This is a genomic window from Mycobacterium sp. E2327 (genome assembly GCF_001672675.1).
In the GTDB taxonomy this organism is placed as follows: Bacteria; Actinomycetota; Actinomycetes; order Mycobacteriales; family Mycobacteriaceae; genus Mycobacterium.
Genome location: NZ_LZKE01000256.1, coordinates 1 through 17,537, shown reverse-complemented (window position 1 = coordinate 17,537; position 17,537 = coordinate 1). Strand labels below are relative to the sequence as shown.

Below are 17,537 nucleotides of genomic sequence, written 5' to 3'. Positions count from 1 at the left end.
GAGGAGAATAGCGGGACTAGTGGGGTTAATGGTACTGGTGAGGGACAATCAATCCGGAAATCTCAAATTATTCCGATGTAATTCTTAGCTGCTCAGAGCGCCTTTTCGCGGCCTGGACGGCGGCGTCGACGGCCACCCGCAATCCCCCTCGCTCCAGTTCGCGCAGCGCAGCGGCGGTGGTGCCACCGGGCGAGGTGACCGTCGCGCGCAGCTGCGCCGCCGACGCGTCCGCCCGCATGCCCGGCGGCTCGCCCTCGATGGCGCGCTCGGCATCCATCCGCTCGAGCAGCATCGCCGCCGAACCGGCCATCGTCTGCGCGGTCAGGTCGGTGGCGACCTGGCGGCTCAGACCCGCCGCAACGCCCGCGTCCACCAGGGCCTCGACCATCAGGAAGAAATACGCCGGACCGGAGCCGGACAGCGCCGTCACGGCATCCATCTGGGATTCCGGAACGGTCAACACCCCGCCGACGGAGTCGAACAGCGCCGACACCTCGGCGAGCTGGGGTTCGGTGACGAAGCGCCCCCTGGCCAGCGCGGTCACCCCCGCGCCCACCAACGCCGCGGCGTTCGGCATCGCGCGGACCACCGGCGTCCCGGCCGGCAGCTTGGATTCGAAGTAGGTGATCGTGATGCCGGCGGCGACGGTGACGAACACCTGCTCGGCGCTGTCCGTCTCGGCCGCGCCGGCCGCCCGGACCAACTCCCCGAGCACCGTCTCGACGTCGGCCGGCTTGACCGCGACGACAACGAAGGTCGCATAGTCCACCGCCTCCGCGACCGACGCCAGCCGCACCGAATAGGTGTCCGCCAGGTACTTGGCGCGCTCGGGCACTCGCTCGGCCACCACCAGGTCCTTGACCTGCCGGCCGGCCCGCAGCAGGCCCGACAGCAGCGCCTCGCCGATGCTGCCGCCGCCGATGATCGCGATTCTCGCCATGGGAGAAAGCATTCCAGACAGCGGGCGCTAGCGAGCGGCAGGGACCAACGCCAGCTGGCGCGCCTGCACCACCAGGCGGCCGAGCTGGTCGACGACGATGTGGTCCTCGTCGAACCAGTCGTGCCCGATCTCCACGCAGGTGGCGATGATTCGCAGCCAGCCGTCGGCGGGCAGGGCGCGCAGGAAGGCCGTCAGCTGGATGGTGGGCGCCCAGCCGGTGCGGTCCACGGCGAACGTCACCGGCGCCGACAGATCCCCGCACATCAGCGCGAACAGCGCGTCCGGGGCGACGTCGCGGGGGCGCGCCCACATTTGGATCACCGGCGGGTGGCCGTTGCGGGGGCGCATCGTGGAGAGCAGCGGTCGCACGTCGCAGCCCTCGCCCAGGTGCACCAGGCCGGCCAGCGGGTGGCCCGGGCCGATCGGCTCGGCGTCGTCGGGCGGTTCGGGTGCCATCAGGTTCAGGACCGGGTTGGCCGACAGCAGCGGCGCGTGCGAGCCGTCGGGGGGAAAGTGCTCGGGCTGGCCGAGGTTGACCACGGCGTGCACCGCGGTGCGCTCGCCCTGCATGAGCTCGACGTCGACGACGCTGATCCGCCGGCCGCGCTTGCGGAAGGAGGTCAGCAGCCGCATGGGCCCCGGGTCGGGCGCCCACAGGAAGCTCGCGGACACGGCCACCGGTTGCATGGCCCGTTCGGGGCCGTCGGGGTCACGGCCGCCCGCGGTCCGTGCGGCGTTGGCGCACAACGCCAGCATCGCGCCGCCGTGCACCTTGGGGCCGATGGTCCAATGCTTGTCGAGCTCCCCCTCGTACACGCCGGGGCCGGCCTCCCGCAATGTCATCGCGGTGGTGAATAAGGCGTTCATGTTCTCCTGGGTGGTCGGTCGCGGATCACCGCATCAGGTGGGTGCGCGCGAACTGCAGTGACTCGAGAAGCATGGCTTCCCGCTCGTGCGCCGAACGCGCGCTGGACGTCGACACTTCCAAGATCACGTGGCCGGCGAAGCGGCCGCCGGCCAGCATCTGGCACACCTCGGCGGTCGGTTGCGTGCCGCGCCCGGGCACCAGGTGCTCGTCGGCCGGCAGGCCGCTGCCGTCGCACAGGTGCAGGTGGGTCAGGCCCTCGCCCATCCGCTGGGCCATGTCCAGCGAATCGGTGCCCGCGGTCGCCGTGTGGGACAGGTCGAGCGTGTAATTCGAGTGGTTGCCGTCCAGCGGGTCGTAGGACGGCGCGAACGCCGAGATCGCCGGGCCCGGTCCGCCGCCCCGCCGGCGCATCCGTTCCAGCGACTGGCCGGCGCCGAAGAACCGGTCGGCCCGGAACGGGAACATGTTCTCCACGGCGACCTTGACGTCGCTGGACGCCTCCAGCGACGCGACCTGTTCGCTGAACCCCTCCGCGTAACGCCGCTGCCAGCGGAACGGCGGATGCACGACGACGGTCTGGGCGTCGAGCTCTTCGGCGGCCCGCACGCTGCGGTCCAGCTTGGGGATCGGGTTGGCGCCCCACACCCGCTGCGAGATCAGCAGGCAGGGCGCGTGCACGGACAGCACCGGCACGCGATAGCGCCGGGACAGCTTCTTGACCGCGGCGATGTCCTGGCTGACCGATTCGCTCCAGACCATCAGCTCGACGCCGTCGTACCCCAGCCTGTCCGCGTATTCGAAGGCGGCCTCGGCCCGCAACGGGTAGACCGAGGCCGTCGATAGGCCGACTTTTATGGCTGGGCGCACTGTCGGTGGTGGCGCCTAGCCCGACTGCAACGACAGCGCCAACGGCCCCAGCGTGATCAGCACCCCGACCGCGATGGCGATCAGGCTGCTGGCGATGTCCTCGGTCTTGCGGACCACCCGGACCCCCACCACCAGGCCGAGAATGACCAGCACCGTAAGCACCAAAGCCACGATGCTGTTCCAGCGCCACAGCTCGTCGAACGCGACGAACAGCCCGGCGCCGAACGCGACGGCCAACATCGACTGCAACACGATCAGCGTTCCGCGCCACAACGCCTGCAGCCTGCCGGGCGCCTCGTGCGCGTGCTCGGCCTCGACGCCCAGGTGGTCGTCGCCGCGTTCTTCTTCGGCGAGCGCGTCCGCGCCCCGCTCGGCGCCGCGGCGCCGGGCGACCTCGTCGGCCAGCGTCTGCCCGCCGAACAGCGTGGAATCCGACTGCAGGTAGGAGCGCACGTAGGCGGAATCTTCGGACGCCGGCTCGGCCTCGCGCACCTCGGAGTCCATCACGTCCACCGGGATGTCGGAGTAATGGTCGACCGGGTCGGGGCTCATGCCCTCGGCGCCGGACTGGCCGGACCGGTCGGCGGGCGCGTCGGCGTGCCGCAGGGGTCGTGGGTATTCGCTGCGCTCGGGCCCCGTCAGCCGTTGCGGCTGGGGCGGCGACTTGGGCCAGCGCGGCTCGGGTTCGGACCAGTACGGGGCTTTGGGCTGATCCTCGGTGACCTGCTCGGCGGTCTGGACTGTTGCGTTGGCCGGAGGTTCGTCGTCACGGATGACGGGGATCTCGCCGGTCAGTTCGGCGACGGTGACCGCGTCGCTGTCGCCGCGCCGACGGCGGCGCCGCCGGGTGACCGACGGTTCGCCGATCGTTCCATTCCTGGCCAGGAGTTCGGCCACCGAGATCGGCCGAGTGCCAGGGCTCTCGGTCTCGGACTGCGGTCCGCTCATGATTTGTCGCCCTTCGATCGGTTGGCGTTCCGATCAGCTTTCTGACTTCCAGCATCGCGCACCGAAGCATCGACGAGTGCAGTTCCGTCCGCCTCGCTGTCGAGTTTTCGCAAGATGAGACCCTCCCGCAACGCCCACGGGCAAATGTCCACCTCTTCGATCGACAGCACTCGCATACTCGCCTCGGCCACCAGGGCGCCCGCCACGATCTGGGGTGCCCGCTCGGCGCTCACTCCTTCCAATTCAGCCCGGTCAGCGGTCGTCATCCTAGAGATGAAAGATATGAGTTGTCTGAGGCCGTTTGCTGTCAGCGTCCGCTTCACCCGCGGCCCGGCCGCCGACGGCGCCGCCCCGGTGAGGCGTGCCAGCGAACGAAACGTCTTCGACGTGGCGACCGCGAGATCGGGGGCGCCGGCGTCCAGCACCGTCTCGCAGGCTTCCGCGAGCTCGGCATCCAGCCAGTCGCGCAGCATCGCCACGCGCCGCCGCCCGGGCGGGTCGTCGGGCAGCCATTCGCGGGTCAACCGCCCCGCGCCCAGCGGCAACGACAGCGCGACCTCGGGCTCCTCGTCGACACCGCTGGACATCTCCAGCGAGCCCCCGCCGATGTCGAGGTTGATGATTCGCCCGGCGCTCCAGCCGTACCAGCGGCGCACCGCCAGGAACGTCAGCCGCGACTCGTCGACGCCGCGCAGCACCTCCAGCTCGACGCCGGCCTCCTTGCGCACCCGGGACAGCACGTCGTCGGAATTCTCGGCGTCGCGGACCGCCGATGTGGCGAAGGCCATCAACTCCTCGCAGCCGGAACTGTCCGCGATCTTGGCGAACTCCTCGATCGTCGAGACCAACTTGTCGGCGCCGCGCTTGGTGATCTTTCCCGAGCTGTCGATGGACTCGGAGAGCCGCAGGGTGGCCTTCGTCGAACTCATGGGTGTCGGATGCCCACCGCGGTGGGCGTCAACCACCAACAGATGGACTGTGTTGCTGCCCACGTCGAGCACACCTAACCGCACAGAAACAACCTAGTCGCGCTGCAGGGGGTGCGCCGCGGAGGGCGGCCGTGTGTCAGCGGCGTCACCAGGCGGAATCGTGGACTAACGTTGACCAAATGGCAGATCCGCACCCGCAACCGGGTCAAGAGGTCGAATTGGACTTCGCCCGTGAATGGGTGGAGTTCTACGACCCGGACAACCCCGAGCACCTGATCGCGGCCGACATGACCTGGCTGCTGTCGCGCTGGACGTGTGTGTTCGGCACCCCGGCCTGCCGCGGCACGGTCGAGGGCCGCCCGGACGACGGGTGCTGCTCGCACGGCGCGTTCCTGTCCGACGACGACGACCGCGCGCGGCTCGACGATGCGGTCAAGACGCTGACCGACGACGATTGGCAGTTCCGCGAAAAGGGCTTGGGCCGCAAGGGTTATCTGGAGCTCGACGAGCACGACGGCCAGCCCCAGTACCGCACCCGCAAGCACAAGGACGCCTGCATCTTCCTGAACCGGCCCGGCTTCGCCGGCGGCGCGGGATGCGCCCTGCACACCAAGGCCCTCAAGCTGGGCGTGGCGCCGCTGACCATGAAGCCCGACGTCTGCTGGCAGCTGCCCATCCGGCGCAGCCAGGAGTGGGTGACCCTGCCCGACGGCACCGAAATCCTCAAAACCTGGGTCACCGAATACGATCGCCGCGGCTGGGGCTCCGGCGGCGCGGACCTGCACTGGTATTGCACCGGCGATCCGGGCGCCCACGTCGGCGCCAAGCAGGTCTGGGAGAGCATGGCCGACGAGCTCACGGAGCTGCTGGGGAACAAGGCCTACGCCGAGCTGGCGGCAATGTGCAAGCGGCGCAGCAAGTTAGGGCTCATCGCGGTGCACCCGGCCACCCGGGTCGCCGAGTAGCCCGGGCCCGGCTCAGGCCTCGTGAGTTTTCCTGTACGCCAACACCATTCGCAGCGCGCTCGCGTTTAGGTAGCCCTCGACCGCCGCGGCGGCCGCCTCGGCGTCGCGCGCCAGCACCGCGTCGGTGATCGTCCTCAGGTCGGCCACCACCGGGGCCGCGTCCTCATAGGCGGCGGTGAGCTCGTGCTCGCGGCCGCCGAACGCGTGCTCCACCCAGCGATACATCAAACCCAGCGCGCGGTTGCGGCTGCCGTGGATGAGCACCCGGAAATAGGCGACGTCGGCGGCCTGCAGCGCCGCGGCCCCCTCGGCGTCGACCACCGCCGTCAGCGCGGCGCGCAGCGCCTCGGCATCCTCCGGCGCTCCCCGCTGCGCGGCCAACCGGCCGATCAACGGGCCCAGCGCGGCCCGGATCTCCAACAGTTCGGCCAAAAACTCCGGGCCGAGCCTGCGGACCAGCGCCTCCACCACCGCGGGGTGGGTGAGCGCCTCGGGGTCGCGCACCACGTTGCCGCTGCCGTGCCGCGCCTCGATGAGCCCCATCTGCTGCAAACGGGCCAGGCCCAACCGGAGCGAGGTGCGGTTCACGTTGAGCTGCTCGGCCAGCTCCCGCTCGGGCGGCAGCAAGGATCCGGGCGGAAAGGCGCCGTCAAGGATGGCATCGGCGATCGACGCGGCGATCTGTTCGTCGACCCGCTGTCGATCCGGCGGCTGCAGCGCACTTGACTGGTTCATTGGCTCAACCAATATAGTGGACCAACCGGGTGTGAGGCATCAAGCATCCCGATCGGAGGTGAGCACATGGACGACGAGATGCGATCGGCCGCGGCCCCGCGCTGGCGGGGCAAGGCCGGCCGCCTGGAAGTCTGGTACGCCACCCTGTCGGACCCGGCGACCCACGCCGGGCTGTGGATCCACTGCGAGACGGTGGCCCCGCTGCACGCGGCGGACGCCCCCTACGCGCACGGCTGGACGACCTGGTTCCCACCCGAGGGCCCGCCGCGCACCGAGCGGTTCGGCCCCGAACCCACATCGCCCGCGGCGGGAGCCGCCTGGTTCGACGCGGCCGGGGTGCGCGCGTCGCACGAAAGGCTGGCCGGCACCGCCGGATCGCTGGCGTGGGAGCTGTCGTGGAAGGACGCCGGCACGCCGCTGTGGACGTTCCCCCGCGCGGCCTGGGAGCGCGAACTCTTGCCGGGCGCCCAGGTCGTCCTGGCGCCGACCGCCGAGTTCGCCGGGTCATTGACCGTCGCCGAGGCCGCGGTAAACGTCGACGGCTGGCGCGGCGGCGTCGCCCACATCTACGGGCACGGCAACGCCCGGCGCTGGGGATGGATTCACGCCGACCTCGGCAACGGCGACGTCATGGAAGCGGTCACGGCCGTCTCGCACAAACCGGGGCTGCGCAGGCTCGCGCCGATGGCGTTCGTCCGCTTCCGCATTGACGGAAAAGATTGGCCCACAAGCCCGTTGCCGTCGCTGCGGATGCGAACGACGCTGGGCGTGCGGCACTGGCAGCTGGAGGGGCGCATCGGCGCTCGCCGGGTGCTCATCCGGGTCGACCAACCCCCCGAAAGGTGCGTGAGCCTGGGCTACACGGACCCCGACGGCGGCCGCGCGGTGTGCACGAACACCGAGCAGGCCGACATCCACATCGAGGTCGACGACCGGCACTGGTCGGTGCTGGGAACCGGGCATGCCGAGGTCGGGCTGCGCGGCGCCGACGCACCGGAGATCAACGAAAGGATCCCCACGTGAGTTTTGCTCTCGACCCGCCCCTGCTCTTTGCCGCCGGAGTGCTCATCGAGCGGCAACTTCCCTCCGACCGCCGCGATCTGGCCGAGGCTGCCACCCTCGGGGTCTTCTTCGGCGGCTCGTTCGGGCTCTACAACAACGTGCCCGGCCTCGGAGTGCTGTGGCGGCCCTTCCGCGCCCGCAACGGGCGCGACTTCATGTGGAACAGCGGCGTTTTCGGCGTCGACACGGCGCGGGCGGGCTGGCCGCTGCACGCGGCGGCGGGTGCCATCTTCGCCACCTATCCGTTCTTCATCAAGTTGGGGCGCCGGCTCGGGCGAATCATATGAGCCGTCTCGCCGCGTCGTTCGGCGCCGCGCTGCTCCCCGAGGAGTCCGGCGGCCCGGCACCGGCCCAGCTCGCCGAGCGCGTCGACCGCTACCTGAACCGGCTGCCCGCGACCTCTCGGTGGGCCGTGCGGGCCGGACTGCTCTCGGTCGCCGCGGCCAGCTACCTCACCAGCGGCCGATCACTGTCGCGGCTCGACGCCGGCCAACGGGACCGGGTGCTGCGGCGGGTCGCGGCGCTCGGCCCCGACGCCGGCGCGGCGGTCGAGGCGATGAAGGCGGTCGTGTTGCTCGCCAACGGTGCGGAAACCTATGCGCCGGAACTGCTTTCGCGCGCCCAGCGCCATGACATCGCGCGTTCCGATGCGCCGTTGACCATCACCCCGTCGACCGAGAGCCCCTCCATCGTCGCCGCCGACGCCGTCATCGTGGGGTCCGGCGCCGGCGGCGCGATGGTGGCCCGCACCCTGGCGCGGGCCGGCCTCGACACCGTCGTGCTCGAGGAGGGACGCCGCTGGACGGTCGAGGAGTTCCGCAGCACCCACCCGATCGACCGCTACGCCGGCCTGTACCGCGGCGCCGGGGCCACCGTCGCACTCGGACGTCCGTCGGTGGTGCTGCCCATCGGTCGGGCGGTCGGCGGCACCACCGTGGTGAACTCCGGCACCTGTTACCGGCCGCCGCCCGACGTGGTGCGGCGCTGGAGCGCGGACTTCGGCCTGCGCCTCGCCGATCCGGACCGGCTGGCCGAACGCCTCGACGACGTCGAGCGCACGCTGCGGGTGGCGCCGGTGCCGCTGGAGATCATGGGCCGCAACGGGCGGCTGCTGCTGGACGCCGCGACGACGCTGGGCTGGCGCGCGGCGCCGATCCCGCGCAACGCACCGGGCTGCGAAGGCTGTTGCCAGTGCGCGATCGGCTGCCCGCGAAACGCCAAGTTCGGCGTGCACCTCAACGCGTTGCCGCAGGCGTGTGCCGCGGGTGCGCGGATCATCTCGCACGCCCGCGTCGAGCGGGTGCTGCACCGGCACGGACGCGCCCGCGGCGTGCGGGCCCGCCGGCCCGACGGCACCGCGCTGGACGTCCTTGCCGACACCGTCGTCGTCGCCGCCGGGGCCACCGAGACGCCGGGCCTGTTGCGGCGCAGCGGTTTTGGCGTGCACCCCCGCCTCGGCCGAAACCTCGCGCTGCACCCGGCGATGATGCTGGCCGGGCGGTTCGACGACGACGTCGTCGCCTGGCACGGGGTGCTGCAGAGCGCGGCCGTCCACGAGTTCCACGAGTCCCACGGCGTGCTGATCGAAGCGACCTCCACGCCGCCGGGGATGGGCTCGATGGTCTACCCCGGTTACGGCGCCGAGCTGCTCGGCTGGCTGGACCGCGCGCCCCAGGTCGCGACGCTCGGGGCGATGGTGGCCGATCGGGGCGTCGGCTCGGTGTCCTCGGTGCGCGGCGAGACGCTGGTGCGCTACAACCTCACCCGGACCGACGCCGCCAAGCTGATGGTTGCGATCGAGGCGATGGGCCGGCTGCTGTTCACCGCGGGCGCCGTCGAGGTGCTCACCGGCCTGCCCGGCGCGCCGACCGCGGCGTCGCTGCCCGCGCTGCGCGACGCGCTGGCGCGAAGCGACGCCCGAAGCCTGCACCTGGCGGCCTTCCATCCCACGGGGACGGCGGCCGCGGGCGCCGACGCGCAGCTGTGCCCGGTCGACGAAAGCGGGCGGCTGCGCGGCGTGGACGGCGTCTGGGTGGCCGACGCGTCGATCCTGCCCAGCTGCCCGGAGGTGAACCCGCAACTGTCGATCATGGCGCTGGCGCTGGGGGTGGCCGACGAAATCGTCGGCGCCGCACGATGATTCGGTGTGAATCCTGGGCGCCCTGAACGCACAATCCCCGCCGCAGTACACACTCGACCGCCCTGAATACACACTCGTGGCGGTGAGCGGCGACGCGGGCGGTTAGCCCTCGAGCTTGTATCCCAACCCGCGCACCGTGACCAGGTGCACCGGGTTGGCCGGGTCGGCCTCGATCTTCGAGCGCAGGCGCTTGACGTGCACGTCGAGTGTCTTGGTGTCACCGACGTAATCCGCACCCCATACCCGGTCGATCAGCTGGCCGCGGGTCAGCACCCGCCCGCTGTTGCGCATCAGGTATTCGAGCAGGTCGAATTCCTTCAGCGGCAACGTGATCGTGTCACCGTTGACCGAGACGACGTGGCGCTCGACGTCCATCCGGACCGGTCCGGACTCCAGCACGCCGTCGCTGATCTCGGAGTCGTCGTCGCCGCCGCGGCGCAGCACCGCGCGGATCCGGGCGATCAGTTCGCGCGCCGAATAGGGTTTCGTGACATAGTCATCGGCGCCCAGCTCGAGGCCGACGACCTTGTCGATCTCGCTGTCGCGGGCGGTCACCATGATCACCGGCACGCTGGAACGGGCGCGCAGCTGCTTGCACACGTCGGTGCCGGACATGCCCGGCAGCATCAGGTCGAGCAGCACAATGTCGGCGCCGCCGCGATCGAACTCGGCGAGTGCTGCGGGTCCATCGGTCACGACCGTGGCCTCGAAGCCCTCCTTGCGCAGGAGGAATGCCAGAGGGTCGGCCAGCGACTCCTCGTCCTCCACGATCAGCACGCTCGTCATCTACTCAATTCTTCCTCTCGTTGTGACCGATTGGGCCGCACCTCACGACCCCGCGGTTGCTCGGGTTCCTCGTCGCCGTCCTGGTAGGCCGGAATCGACAGCGTGAACGTCGATCCGGTCCCCGGCTTGCTCCACACGCCGATGCTGCCGTTGTGGTTGGCCGCAACGTGTTTGACGATCGCGAGTCCCAGGCCGCTGCCGCCGGTGGCCCGCGAGCGGGCCTTGTCGCCGCGGAAGAACCGCTCGAAGACGCGTTCCTGGTCTTCCAGCGCGATCCCGATTCCGCGGTCGGTCACGGCGATCTCGATGTTGTCGCCGCGGCGCCGACGGCTGATCGAGACCGGCGAGCCCGGGGGCGAATAGGCGATCGCGTTGGACACCAGGTTGGCCAGCGCGGTCACCAGCAGCGTCTCGTCGCCCAGCACCCGCAGGCCGCTGGGCGCGTCGGTGCGAATCTCGATGTCGGCGTTCTCGGCGGCCACCTTGTGGCGTGAAATCGCCTCGGAGACAACGGTATCCACTTCGACGTCGGTGACGTTGGGCAACGGGTCGGCGCCTTGCAGCCGGGACAGCTCGATCAGCTCGGCGACCATGTCCCCCAGCCGGTTGGCCTCCACGAGCACCTTTTCGGCGAACCGGCGAACGGTTTCCGAGTCGTCCGCGGAGGCCAGCAGGGCCTCGGCGAGCAGCGCCATGGCGCCCACCGGGGTCTTGAGCTCGTGGCTGACGTTCGCCACAAAATCGCGCCTGGTGGCCTCCATCCGGGCGTAGTCGGACTGGTCGTGGACGAAAACCACCGCGAACCGGCGGTCCTCTTCGCTGAGCAACCGCGCCTGCCCGTGCACCGAGAGGCCGGAGCGGCCCGCGGCGCGTTTGGGTGGCCGCAGGTCGAACTCGACGTCGACGCCGGTGAGCGCCTGCTGGGCGGCCTGCCAGGCCTGGTCGTCGAGCTGCCGATCCCGAACCAGGCCCAATTCCCTGGCCCGGTCGTTGAGATAGACGACGTCGCGATGCGAATCCACCACCGCGGCTCCCAGCGGCATCAGCGCGACGATGCGTTGCAGCATCTGCGCGACGGTGATGCCCGTCCATTCGGTGGTGGATTGCTGACGGCGCTCGACCGCCCGCGGCGCCAGCCGGACCCCGGCCGCAACACCCACGGCCAGTGCCAGCACTGACAAGACCCCGGCCAGCAACAGCGCCGAGAACACAGTCACAACAAAATCCTACAAATTTGGTGAACGCCGCCCTAGCGGAGCGCGGCCAAAATCGGACAAGTCACACCCTACGCAACAGGTGTTCCGCTGCCGTTTACGCGATGTTTGGCAAAGGGGCCTTTAAAAGGTGCTGGTAGGCGCGGAGGAGCTCAGCCGCGCCCCTGGCTGGCAACGGCGGCGGCGCCGGCCGCGGCCGCCTCCGGGTCCAGGTAGGTCCCGCCCGGCAGCACCGGGCGCATGTCGGCGTCCAGGTCGTAGCGCAGCGGAATCCCGGTCGGGATGTTCAGCCCGACGATCTCCTCGTCGGACATGTCGTCGAGGTACTTGACCAGGGCGCGCAGCGAGTTGCCGTGCGCGACGATCAGCACCGTCTTGCCGGTCCGCAGGTCGGGGACGATGACGTCGGTGAAGTACGGCAGGAAACGGGTGACCACGTCGGCGAGGCATTCGGTCAGCGGCCCGCCGCCGATGTTGGCGTAGCGGGGGTCGGTGTCCTGGCTGAACTTGCTGCCCCGTTCGATCGGCGGCGGCGGCGTGTCGTAGCTGCGCCGCCAGGTCATGAACTGCTCCTCGCCGTAGCGCTCCTTGGTCTCGGCCTTGTTCAGGCCCTGCAGCGCGCCGTAATGGCGTTCGTTGAGCCGCCAGCTGCGCCGCACCGGGATCCACAGCCGGTCGGCGGTGTCCAGCGCCAGGTGCGCGGTGGTGATGGCGCGGCGCAGCAGCGAGGTGTAGAGCACGTCGGGCAGCAGGCCGTGTTCGGTCATCAGCTCGCCGCTTCGGACCGCCTCGGCCCGGCCCTTCTCGGTCAGCCCGACGTCGACCCAGCCGGTGAACAGGTTGAGGGCATTCCAGTCGCTCTCGCCGTGGCGGAGCAGCACCAGCGTGGCAGTGTCTCCCATGCCGGAAAGTCTCTCACGCGGCGCTATCAGTCGTCGGAGTCGTCGTCGTCAATGAGATGCGCGAACGCCTGCAGGTTCTTCAGCGACTCCCCGCGAGACACCCGCCACTCCCACTCTTTCTGGATCGACGAGCGAAAACCCAACTCCAGCAACGTATTAAAGTCCGAGTCCACCGCCTCGAGCACCTGGCCAAGGACCCGGTCGATCTCGTCGGCGTCGACCGACGCCAGCGACATGCGGCCCACCAGGTAGATGTCGCCGACGTTGTCCAGCGTGTAGGCGACCCCGTACAACCTGCGATTGCGCCTGAGGAGGAACCGGTAAACGCCCTCATGGTTCTCGTCGGGCTTGCGGCACACGAACGCCTCCACGCGCACCGAATGCTCGCCGACGCTCAGGATGGTGTTGGTCTTGAGCTTGCGCTCGCCGGGCAACTCCACCACCAGGCCCGGCAGGCCGCCGTGCGCGCCGGGGAATTCCGAGTAGGTCAGCCCGCTGGCCCGCAGCGTGTGCTCGATCACGGCCTGCACGGTCGTATTCACGCGTCCACCCCGCGACGCGTCGTCCAGCGGCGGGGCTTGCGCATCGAGGCCCGGTCGCGAAACCGGCGCTGGCGCAGGGCGGTGAAGTCGCCGATCGCGCGCCGATAGCTGGCCAGCAGCGCGTCGGTGGTGTTCTCCCAGGAGAAGGTGGCGGCGTGCGCGGCGGCCGCGCGGCCCATCGCGTCGGCCTGCGGCGCGGGCAGGCGCAGCAGCCGATCCAGGGCGTCCGCCCAGTCGCCGACGTCGTGCCCGGACACCAGCGCGCCGGAGATCCCGTCGCGCACGGCCACCGGAAGGCCGCCGACCGCGGCGGCCGCCACCGGGGTGCCACACGCCTGCGCCTCGACGGCGACGAGCCCAAACGACTCCGAATAGCTCGGCACCGCAACAAGATTGGCGGCCTGGAACAACGTCGCGAGGTCCGCGCGGGACTGCGGCGGCAGGAACGTGACCCGGTCGGTGATACCGAGTTCGCCGGCCAGCCGAACCAGCCCGTCGGGAGAGGCCAGACCGCTGCCCGACGGGCCGCCGGCCACCACGATGCGCACCCCGGGCAATTTCGCGGCGGCGCGCAGCACGATGTCCGGCGCCTTCAGCGGCTGGATCCGGCCGACGAAGGCCACCACGTCCTCCTCGGGCGGGAGACCGAGCGCGGCCCGTGCGGCGCGGCGATCGCCCGGGCGGAACACGTCCAGATCCACTCCGGGGTGGACCACGTCGATGCGAGCCGGGTCGGCGCGATGAATCGAAATCAACTGCCGCGCTTCGTCTTCGGTGTTGACGATCAGCCGGTCCGCCTCGTCGACGACCTGCTGCTCCCCCACCGTGCGCAGCGGCGGCTCGGGCGCATCCCCGTCGGCCAGGGCCGCGTTTTTCACCGCGGCGAGCGTGTGCGCGGTGTGCACCAGCGGCACCGCCCAGCGGTCCCGGGCCAGCCAGCCGACCTGCCCGGACAGCCAGTAGTGGGAGTGCACGATGTCGTAGTAGCCCGGCTCGTGCGACGCCTCGGCGCGCAGCACCCCGGCGGCGAACGCGCACAGCTGGGTCGGCAGGTCATACTTGTCCAGGCCCTCGAACGGCCCCGCCACGACGTTGCGGACCAGCACGCCGGGCGCCACGTGGGCGACCGGCGGATCGGCCGACGCGGTGGCCCGGGTAAAGATCTCCACCTCGATGCCGCGGCGGGCCAGGTGCAGCGCGGTTTGCAGCACGTAGACGTTCATGCCGCCGGCGTCGCCGGTCCCCGGCTGGGCCAGCGGTGAGGTGTGCACCGCCAACACTGCGACCCGGCGCGGGCCGTTCAGCCGGGGGACGTCGTCGTGCCGCACCCCTTCATCTTTACAGGACGGGCCGCGAACCGACCCAAGCGCGCCGTTCGCGCTAAGCGGACGTCTCGTCGGCGGCGACGTCCCGCAGCCGGGCGTCCAGCGCCCCGGCGCGCCGCATCGCCCCGAGCGGGTCGGCGTACAGCCCACCCAGCGACACCGTCCCGGCCCCGGCCTCCTGCACCCGGTTGCCGAACGCGGTGACGCGGATATCGCGCGGCGCCAGGACCGAGTTTGCGGCGAACGCCGCCTCCACGTGCTCCATCGCCTCGGGGTATTCGGTGAACGCCTGCCCACCGACCACCAGCTCGTCGGGGTTCAGCATGTCGCGCAGCAGGGCGACCGCCTCGCCGAGGACCCGGGCCCGCTCCGCCAGCAGCTCCCTGGCCTGCCGATTGCCGGCCCGAGCCACCCGCAGCAGGTCGGTCATCGCGGTCGCGGACCCGTTGATGCGGGTCGCCGGGGCGACGCCGGGAAGGATCTTGAGCCGCCGCGCGGCGGCCAGCACCGCTTCGTCGCTGACGGTGGACTCCAGCTGTCCGGCGCCGCCGAGCAACTCGGAGTGGGCGGGCAGCGCGGCGATGGTGCCGGGGCCGCTGGTCGGGCAGTGCACCCGCCCGCCGATCACCAGCGCATAGCCGACGGTCTCGCGGGCGTAGACGTAGAGGCTGGTCGGCGAACTCGGCGCGAATCGCCGCAGGCCGAGCAGCAGCTCGGCGCCGGCCATGGCGTCGACGTGCGAGGCCACCGAGACGGGCAGTCCGAGCGCGTCGGCCAGCACGGGGCCCACCGGCGCCTGCCGCCAGCCCAGCCTGGGGTGGTCGACGTGTCCGCTGGCGCTGTCGACGGTGCCACCGATCGCCACCCCGACCCAGAGCGGGCGGCGCCGGTGCCAGCGCCTCAGGTACCGGCTGGCGCTCTCGGCCAGCGACGCCAGCGCGGGCCCGGCGGCGCTGAGCGGCGTCGGGGTCTCGACGGTGTCCAGCGTGCGGCCGAACAGGTCGGTCGCCACGATGCTGGTGGTGCGCGCGCCGATGTGGATGCCGAGCGTCACGAACGGTTCGTGGTTCAGCTCCACCGGCACGCGTGGGCGTCCGATGGCCCCGGATACGGCCAGGTCGGCGCGCTCGCGCAGCAGCCCGGCGTCGAGCAGCGCGATGACCTGGCGGTTGACGGTGGCGATGCTCAGCGACGTGACGCCGGCGATGACGTCACGGCCGACCGGGCCACGCAACCGGACGGCCCGGAAGACCGAAGCCGCGGCCGAGTCGGAGATGTGCAGCGCCGGGGGCAGGATCTGGCGGTGCAACCGGAAGGGGGCCTTGCGGCTGGGGGAATGGGTGTGGGTGAGAGTCGTCGTGCGCACGAGAGAGTCCTTTGTCCGAGTTCGAATGGCCGCTTCGGCCACGCCTGAAAGGTCAGGAGCGGCAAAGTGCGCGGCAACAACACGCACTCGCCGCGCAAAGACACGCGGCGGTGTTGTCGAACAGGGCGCTGAGGTGCACCCCGAGAATTTAGCACGTTTATTAGAGTTATTCCGATGAACGCAGCAGGGGGGCAACAGCGGGTCGCGGTGGTCACCGGCGCCAGCTCCGGGATCGGCGAGGCAACCGCCAAAGCCCTTGCGGCCCTGGGCTTTCACGTGGTCGCCGTGGCGCGCCGCGCGGATCGGATCAACGCGCTGGCCGACGAAATCGGCGGGACCGGCGTTGTGGCCGACGTCACAGACGATGCGGCGGTACAAGCGCTCGCCGACAAGCTCGGACGCGTCGACGTGTTGGTCAACAACGCCGGTGGCGCGTGGGGTCTCGAACCCGTCGCCGAGGCCGACCTGGAGCACTGGCGGTGGATGTGGGAGACCAACGTGATGGGCACGCTGCGCGTCACCCGCGCGCTGCTGCCCAAGCTGATCGACTCCGGCGACGGCCTGATCGTCACCGTCACCTCGGTCGCGGCGCTGGAGACCTACGACGGCGGCGCCGGCTACACGGCGGCCAAACACGCCCAGGGCGCGCTGCACCGAACGCTGCGCGGTGAGCTACTCGGAAAACCGGTGCGGCTCACCGAGATTGCGCCGGGCGCGGTCGAAACCGAGTTCTCGCTGGTCCGTTTCGACGGCGACCAACAGCGCGCGGACGCCGTGTATGCCGGGCTGACGCCGTTGACGGCCGCCGACGTCGCCGAGGTCGTCGGGTTCGTCGCCTCGCGGCCGTCGCACGTCGATCTCGACCTGATCGTCATGAAGCCGCGCGACCAGGCCAGCGCGACGCGGTTCAACCGCCAGGGCTAGGCGAAGGCGTGGTGGTCGTCGGAGAAGAAGTGGGCGTACCCGACAGCGTCGGGGCGTTCGACGGGGTGACCGGCGCGGTCACCGGGATCTGCGTGGCCGGCGGGTGCGCCGTCGGGGGCGGCAGCGCCGACATCGCCACCCAGGTGTCCCAGTCCACGGCCCAGTCCCAGATGTCACCGTCGGAGTAGGACAGCTGGATCGAGCTGCCGGTCACCTCGACGGGGTCGCCGTAGATCGCGGTGCGGTAGTACTGCTCGGCGTCGGAGGTCGACAGGTTGATGCAGCCGTTGGTGACGTTGCTGTTGCCCTGCGCGCCCGCGCTCATCGGGTTGGCGTGGATGAACTCGCCGTTGTTGGAGATCCGCACCGCCCAGCGCTCGTGAGCGTTGGAGTAGCCCGCGGCCGGGTTGGACATGTAGAAGTCGGCGTACTTCTCGGTGACCACGTGGATGCCGTTGCGGGTGACGTTGCGCGCCTTGTCGGCCTCGCCGTAGCTGCAGGGGAAGTCCATGATGACGCCGGCGTCGGTGACGACCTGGATGCGGTGCGAGGAGACCTCGGCCTTGACGACCTGCTTGCGACCGATCTGGAAGTGCAGCGAGATGTCGTCGGCGCCGAACGCGCCGTCACCGAACGGCCGCCCGTACAGCTTGGCGTCGACGTTGACCGTGGTGCCCGCCGGGTAGTACTCGCGCGGACGCCAGTGCACGCGCGCCCCCTGCGCCTCGTCGGGCAGCCACGCCCAGCTGCCCTCGACCGGGGGCGTGGTGGTGACGGTGAGTGCCTTCTCGACGGAGGCCTTGTCGCTGATCGGCGCGTCGAACTGGATGATGATCGGCGCGGCGACCCCGACGGTCTGGCCGTCGGCCAACTGGAAGGCGCCGCCGATCTTCTTGCTCGGCGTCACGGTGGTGAACTTGCCGGTGATCGGGATCGCCTTGCCGTTGTGGCCGACGGCCGAACCGCTCCAGGTGTAGGTCGAGTCGTAGCCCAGCGGCTCGGTGGTCGTGTAGACGGTGCGGTC

The 17,537-nt window shown here is 70.7% G+C and carries 18 protein-coding genes; 5 read left to right on the top strand and 13 right to left on the bottom strand.

The window, feature by feature from the left end; all coding sequences use genetic code 11:
- Positions 1-67: 67 nt before the first annotated feature.
- Genes proC through A5712_RS29600 form a run of 5 tightly spaced genes read right to left on the bottom strand, consistent with a single transcriptional unit; the run spans position 68 to position 4,636 of the window.
- On the bottom strand, positions 68-940 hold the full coding sequence (proC, locus tag A5712_RS29620) for a pyrroline-5-carboxylate reductase (protein ID WP_197519534.1): 873 nt from the start codon (positions 938-940) through the stop codon (positions 68-70).
- 27 nt (positions 941-967) lie between these two features.
- Positions 968-1,807, bottom strand: a complete 840-nt coding sequence (locus A5712_RS29615; protein ID WP_068114089.1) for a thioesterase family protein — start codon at positions 1,805-1,807, stop codon at positions 968-970.
- A 25-nt stretch (positions 1,808-1,832) separates the two neighbouring features.
- On the bottom strand, positions 1,833-2,675 hold the full coding sequence (locus A5712_RS29610; RefSeq protein ID WP_068114087.1) for a sugar phosphate isomerase/epimerase: 843 nt from the start codon (positions 2,673-2,675) through the stop codon (positions 1,833-1,835).
- Between the two features lie 15 nt (positions 2,676-2,690).
- Entirely contained in the window at positions 2,691-3,623 is a 933-nt protein-coding gene (locus tag A5712_RS29605; protein WP_068114085.1) for a hypothetical protein, read from the bottom strand.
- Positions 3,620-4,636 (bottom strand): Ppx/GppA phosphatase family protein, encoded by a 1,017-nt coding sequence (locus A5712_RS29600; protein ID WP_068114082.1) that lies wholly within the window; start codon positions 4,634-4,636, stop codon positions 3,620-3,622. Before A5712_RS29600 ends, A5712_RS29605 begins: the two co-directional genes overlap by 4 nt.
- 95 nt (positions 4,637-4,731) lie before the next feature.
- Between A5712_RS29600 and A5712_RS29595 the strand changes: the two genes are divergently transcribed.
- Positions 4,732-5,517: a hypothetical protein gene (locus tag A5712_RS29595; RefSeq protein WP_068114081.1), complete on the top strand. Its 786-nt coding sequence runs from the start codon at positions 4,732-4,734 to the stop codon at positions 5,515-5,517.
- 12 nt (positions 5,518-5,529) lie between these two features.
- Here the strand turns inward: A5712_RS29595 and A5712_RS29590 are convergent, their stop codons facing one another.
- Positions 5,530-6,252, bottom strand: a complete 723-nt coding sequence (locus A5712_RS29590) for a FadR/GntR family transcriptional regulator (protein WP_068114079.1) — start codon at positions 6,250-6,252, stop codon at positions 5,530-5,532.
- A 66-nt stretch (positions 6,253-6,318) separates the two neighbouring features.
- Between A5712_RS29590 and A5712_RS29585 the strand changes: the two genes are divergently transcribed.
- Genes A5712_RS29585 through A5712_RS29575 form a run of 3 tightly spaced genes read left to right on the top strand, consistent with a single transcriptional unit; the run spans position 6,319 to position 9,454 of the window.
- Complete coding sequence (locus A5712_RS29585) at positions 6,319-7,275, top strand: hypothetical protein (protein WP_068114076.1); 957 nt, start codon at positions 6,319-6,321, stop codon at positions 7,273-7,275.
- The gene (locus A5712_RS29580; protein ID WP_068114074.1) at positions 7,272-7,601 is read left to right on the top strand and encodes a hypothetical protein; all 330 of its coding nucleotides are present in this window, start codon (positions 7,272-7,274) and stop codon (positions 7,599-7,601) included. Before A5712_RS29585 ends, A5712_RS29580 begins: the two co-directional genes overlap by 4 nt.
- A complete protein-coding gene (locus A5712_RS29575) occupies positions 7,598-9,454 on the top strand; it encodes a GMC family oxidoreductase (protein ID WP_068114071.1) in 1,857 nt (618 codons plus the stop codon). The genes A5712_RS29580 and A5712_RS29575 overlap by 4 nt, the downstream gene beginning before the upstream one ends.
- A gap of 102 nt (positions 9,455-9,556) precedes the next feature.
- On the opposite strand, the gene regX is transcribed toward A5712_RS29575, so the two are convergent.
- From regX to A5712_RS29545, 6 genes are all read right to left on the bottom strand, one after another.
- A complete protein-coding gene (gene regX / locus A5712_RS29570) occupies positions 9,557-10,240 on the bottom strand; it encodes a two-component sensory transduction protein RegX (RefSeq protein ID WP_046187060.1) in 684 nt (227 codons plus the stop codon).
- Positions 10,237-11,457 (bottom strand): cell wall metabolism sensor histidine kinase WalK, encoded by a 1,221-nt coding sequence (locus A5712_RS29565; RefSeq protein WP_142282078.1) that lies wholly within the window; start codon positions 11,455-11,457, stop codon positions 10,237-10,239. Before A5712_RS29565 ends, regX begins: the two co-directional genes overlap by 4 nt.
- Positions 11,458-11,606: 149 nt before the next feature.
- On the bottom strand, positions 11,607-12,356 hold the full coding sequence (locus A5712_RS29560) for a phosphoglyceromutase (protein ID WP_068114066.1): 750 nt from the start codon (positions 12,354-12,356) through the stop codon (positions 11,607-11,609).
- 26 nt (positions 12,357-12,382) lie between these two features.
- The gene (locus tag A5712_RS29555) at positions 12,383-12,898 is read right to left on the bottom strand and encodes a YbjN domain-containing protein (RefSeq protein ID WP_066930865.1); all 516 of its coding nucleotides are present in this window, start codon (positions 12,896-12,898) and stop codon (positions 12,383-12,385) included.
- Positions 12,895-14,226 (bottom strand): D-inositol-3-phosphate glycosyltransferase, encoded by a 1,332-nt coding sequence (gene mshA, locus A5712_RS29550; RefSeq protein ID WP_068114062.1) that lies wholly within the window; start codon positions 14,224-14,226, stop codon positions 12,895-12,897. Before mshA ends, A5712_RS29555 begins: the two co-directional genes overlap by 4 nt.
- Before the next feature lie 52 nt (positions 14,227-14,278).
- A complete protein-coding gene (locus A5712_RS29545) occupies positions 14,279-15,589 on the bottom strand; it encodes an ROK family protein (RefSeq protein WP_068114060.1) in 1,311 nt (436 codons plus the stop codon).
- Positions 15,590-15,763: 174 nt separating this feature from the next.
- On the opposite strand from A5712_RS29545, the gene A5712_RS29540 reads away from it, so the two are divergent.
- Positions 15,764-16,513 carry an SDR family oxidoreductase gene (locus tag A5712_RS29540; protein ID WP_068114056.1) on the top strand — a complete coding sequence of 250 codons (750 nt, stop codon included), beginning with the start codon at positions 15,764-15,766 and terminating at the stop codon, positions 16,511-16,513.
- Here the strand turns inward: A5712_RS29540 and A5712_RS29535 are convergent.
- Positions 16,497-17,537 (bottom strand): Ig-like domain-containing protein (locus A5712_RS29535; protein ID WP_068114053.1); only part of this gene is annotated, 1,041 nt, incomplete at its 5' end. The two genes, A5712_RS29540 and A5712_RS29535, sit on opposite strands and share 17 nt — an antisense overlap.